The 3,757-nt window shown below is 35.4% G+C and carries 4 protein-coding genes; 1 reads left to right on the top strand and 3 read right to left on the bottom strand.

The window, feature by feature from the left end:
• Positions 1-38: 38 nt before the first annotated feature.
• The 3 genes from rsmI to FJR37_RS25580 all read right to left on the bottom strand — a co-directional run bounded on the left by rsmI (position 39) and on the right by FJR37_RS25580 (position 2,288).
• Entirely contained in the window at positions 39-893 is an 855-nt protein-coding gene (rsmI, locus tag FJR37_RS25590; RefSeq protein WP_039202076.1) for a 16S rRNA (cytidine(1402)-2'-O)-methyltransferase, read from the bottom strand.
• Between the two features lie 170 nt (positions 894-1,063).
• Entirely contained in the window at positions 1,064-1,531 is a 468-nt protein-coding gene (locus tag FJR37_RS25585) for a DUF29 domain-containing protein (RefSeq protein WP_168467470.1), read from the bottom strand.
• A 145-nt stretch (positions 1,532-1,676) separates the two neighbouring features.
• A complete protein-coding gene (locus FJR37_RS25580; RefSeq protein WP_168467469.1) occupies positions 1,677-2,288 on the bottom strand; it encodes a PH domain-containing protein in 612 nt (203 codons plus the stop codon).
• Positions 2,289-2,866: 578 nt separating this feature from the next.
• Here FJR37_RS25580 and FJR37_RS25575 point away from each other — a divergent pair.
• Positions 2,867-3,715: a sugar kinase gene (locus FJR37_RS25575; RefSeq protein WP_168467468.1), complete on the top strand. Its 849-nt coding sequence runs from the start codon at positions 2,867-2,869 to the stop codon at positions 3,713-3,715.
• Positions 3,716-3,757 lie beyond the last annotated feature (42 nt).

The following is a 3,757-nucleotide window of genomic DNA, read 5'->3' as shown; positions in this document are numbered from 1 at the left end:
CATAGCGATCGCTAAGATCCTGATCATCGTCTCTGTACTTAGCTGCTAAGTTCAATTGTCAAAGCTAGTTGATAGAGATAGCGACGAGATAAACCCGTATCCTTTGCTATCTCACGACTAGCTTGAGAACGAGAAATACCCTGTTTAATCATTGATAATAGTTCGTTTTTCAATTCGGTTTCTGTGAGTTGAGGTTTACTAGGTGGATTTCCAGCTACTAAAAGAGTATATTCTCCTTGGGGTTCTTTATCTTGGTAATGGGTAATCCCCTCGGCAATTGTTCCCCGCCAAAATTCTTCGTATAATTTCGTCAGTTCTCGTGCTATAACTAGAGAGCGATCGCTTCCTAAAACTTCCCCTAAATCTGCTAAAGTATCCCGCAATCGGTGGGGTGATTCATAAAAAACTAAAGTTCGGGATTCCCCTTGTAAAGATTCTAAATATTGCTTTCTTTGTTGACTTTTAGCTGGTAAAAAACCATCAAAAATAAACCTATCTGTAGGTAATCCAGCCGCACTCAAAGCCGTAATGACAGCACTTGCACCGGGGATAGGAACAACAGTAATCCCCTCATCAATACAAGCTTTAATTAACTCATATCCTGGGTCAGAAATTCCTGGCATTCCCGCATCACTTACCAAAGCGATCGCTTTTCCAAATTGTAACTGTTCTAATAATTCGGGAATACGACTATTACTATTATGTTCATGGTAACTAACTTGGGGAGTTTTTACCTGAAAATGTTGTAATAATCTGCCTGTGTGGCGTGTATCTTCTGCCGCAATCATATCCACTGCTTGTAAAATTCTCACCGCTCTAAAAGTCATATCTTCTAGATTACCAATGGGTGTAGCGACAATATAAAGTGTTCCTGGTTTTGGTTCAGTTTGCATATTAATTTTGAACACGGATTAGATAATTTCAGAACACGGATTAAACGGATTTAATGATTTCACTGAATTAGATAATCTTCAATTTAATCTTGAACACGGATTAGATAATTCCAGAACACGGATTAAACGGATTTAATGATCTCACTGAATTAGATAATCTTCAATATAATTTAATTCATTGGTGAATTTCCTTCATTTTCCCAAAATTTATTATTTAACAAAATCTCTAAATTTTCTGGGAAAGGACAAATATCAGGAAAATTAACATCATATTCATTAATTAGGTTATCAACCCCATCTAGATAGCATTCAGAGAAAATTTCTAAAAAATAATTCTGTAAACTAGGAGAATCTCTTAACAATTTTTTTATGTCTTTTTGAGTTCGTTTAATAGTATTTTCCCACCCCCGATAACAGTCAGGTAAGGGGACATAACATCGTTTGAGTGCGTGTTCAAACAAAGTCGTCAAACGATTCTCTAATTCTCGTCTCTCTCTTCCTCCCAAAGATGATACCTCCTCAATTAAATTATTCCAATCAATATCATTAACATTTCTCTCCTTTAATTGCTGAATTGTATTCTCAACCCAGAGAACAAAATCTTGATTATAGAGAGTTGTTACTGGTGCTTTTTCCATTGCTTTTATCTCCTCTTCAATTTCTGCAAATCTATTTTCATTACATCTTTAATCATACAGCGGTTTGATGCTCTTAGGAGGTAAATCTTATTCCCCTCATCGCTTGCGGAGAGGGGTTTGATGACAATTTGCTGTAATTTATCAATTAGTTGTTAATAAATTTCTCAAACACCTCACCAAAATCTTTCCGCACATAAGTTTCATGAGCATATTTTAACCAATTAAAAGCATACTGATTAATTGATTTAAATTGCTCTTCTGAAGTTGATGTAGTTGTTGAACGACTAACTGTACTAGCTGCTGTATTTAAACTAGTTTGAGCATATTGATGATAAAGAGCATTTTCTCGTTGAATTGAGGCAATTTTCAGTAAAGCCTTGTACAAGTCTTTCAAAGGATCAATATAAATTTTAGCAACATCAATAGAATAGGATATATCCCCCATTATTAACTTGATTTCGATATCCATATCTATTGTTCCTGCGGTTTCTAGCTTCACATCCTTAATAATATGATGACTATAACTAAAACGTTTGAGTAGACGTTTTTTACTAACCGCAGAATTTCCATCTAGATGAATTAACGCTAGGTTAGTAAAACAGTATTCATCAGTTTTCGACTTAATTAAAAAATAGATCTTTTCCCCTTCTTCATGAATTACATAATCATCACTATCAACTTTATGAAAATCTTCTGGTTTGATCACAGCACCAATATCACTCAAACCTAGTGCATCCATCGCCATATTTTTGAACATGATCTTTTACTCTCTAAGCAAATTAATTTTACTATGATTTTATTGATTATACGTCGGTGCTATTTGATTTACGAATTTACTTAACAGTATTTTACTAATCTCTGTTAAGATATAAGAACAAACTTGAAAAAATGAAGACAATCCAGGTTAAAGTTTCCAATTCTCAAAAGTTACACTTTTTTTGATTCCTTGCATAAAAATTATCATCATAAGTAGGTGAACACAATAAAACCAATCTGTGTAAAGAAAAGTAAAATCGCCCAAACCCTCTTCACTCTTGCCTCTTCACTCTTGCCTCTTGCCTTGCCATAACGACGATTTTCAATGCTAAGGAACGCAAATTTAATAACCTGCAATTCTGATGTAACCTGGAATGGTGCGTTACGCTGTCGCTAACACACCCTACTTTTGCACCTTATTTAATTCACATTCCTAACCTACTTAGGTAAGTGCATGAGCAAAAATAATTAAACATTTTGAAAATACCTAAACCAATGAATTATGTAGGGGTGCTACCCATTAAATTCATAAACTTTCCTATAATTTACTTAATACTTTGAGCAAGTTACCAATTAACAATGAGCAAATCTGGCTTATTTGTCGGCTTAATTACCTTAGATTTCATTTATCTCGCGGATTCTCCCCCCCAAAATAATCAAAAATTAGTTGCCACTGACTATACTATAGCAGCAGGGGGACCAGCAACAAACGCCGCCGTCACCTTTAGTCATTTAAACAACCAATCTACAGTTTTAGGTGTATTGGGTTCGCACCATATCACACAGCTAATTTGTAGCGATTTAGAGAATTACCAAATTGCAATTATTGACTTAGACCCCTACAGGAAAACACCGCCACCTGTCTCTTCAATTATTGTTACCCAAGGTACAGGTGAAAGAGCGGTAATTTCTATTAATGCCGTTAAAACTCAGGCAAATATTACTTCTATCCCTGCCAATATTTTACAAGATATTGATATTGTATTAATTGACGGACATCAAATGGAGGTCAGCAAAATTATTGCCCAAACTGCTAATATTCAGAATATTCCAGTTGTTATTGATGGTGGTAGCTGGAAACCAGGATTTGCAGAAATATTACCCTTCGTCAATTATGCTATTTGTTCTGCTAATTTCTATCCGCCTAACTGCGAAAATCAGGAAGACGTTTTTGCCTATTTGCAAAATTTTAACATTCCTTATATTGCCATTACTCAAGGGGAAAACCCCATCCAATACTTAACTCGTGATCAGTCTGGTGTAGTTAATGTGCCAAAAATACAGCCCGTTGATACACTGGGCGCAGGAGACATTTTTCACGGTGCTTTCTGTCACTACATCCTGGAAACGAATTTTATAGAAGCATTAGCACTAGCTGGAAATACTGCTGCGGAGGCGTGTAAACATTTTGGTACGCGAACTTGGTGAAATTTAAACGTCTAAGTCTAATGCTTAGAGGATGTTTGAAAA

It is taken from the genome of Aphanizomenon sp. UHCC 0183 (assembly GCF_009712065.1).
Lineage (GTDB): Bacteria > Cyanobacteriota > Cyanobacteriia > Cyanobacteriales > Nostocaceae > Dolichospermum > Dolichospermum heterosporum.
Note: the sequence above shows the minus strand (reverse complement) of the source record. Positions and strands in the feature narration are given on the sequence as shown.